Source organism: Streptomyces sp. AC627_RSS907, from assembly GCF_019049165.1.
Genome location: NZ_JAGMUE010000254.1, coordinates 1 through 522 on the forward strand (window position 1 = coordinate 1; position 522 = coordinate 522).

General features: G+C 59.4%; 2 rRNA genes. Both read right to left on the reverse strand.

Features of this window, described 5'->3' with window-relative positions:
• Nucleotides 1-131, reverse strand: a 23S ribosomal RNA gene (locus KUM32_RS33140); the annotation flags it as partial.
• Nucleotides 132-440: 309 nt separating this feature from the next.
• Nucleotides 441-522: ribosomal RNA gene (locus tag KUM32_RS33145) — 16S ribosomal RNA — on the reverse strand; the annotation flags it as partial.

Sequence of the window (522 nt, forward strand, 5' to 3'; positions counted from 1 at the left end):
CGGGTTTCCCCATTCGGACACCCCCGGATCAAAGCCTGGTTGACGACTCCCCGGGGCCTATCGTGGCCTCCCACGTCCTTCATCGGTTCCTGGTGCCAAGGCATCCACCGTGCGCCCTTAAAAACTTGGCCACAGATGCTCGCGTCCACTGTGCAGTTCTCAAACAACGACCAACCACCCGTCACAACCCGCTGACGCGGACCTATACCGGGGCCGGCACTGAAAGCAGACCTTGCGGCCGTACCCTCAGACACCCAACAGCGTGCCCGACACCCCCACCACTCACTCTCCCGTTCCACGCCGAAGCAGTACTAGGAAGACAAGCTGGTCAAGAATGCCGAATAGTCAACGTTCCACCCATGAGCAACCAGCATCAGACGTTCGCTGATGTACTGGCCTCTGACCTCGTCCCGAAGGACTCGGTAAGAAGTGCTCCTTAGAAAGGAGGTGATCCAGCCGCACCTTCCGGTACGGCTACCTTGTTACGACTTCGTCCCAATCGCCAGTCCCACCTTCGACAGC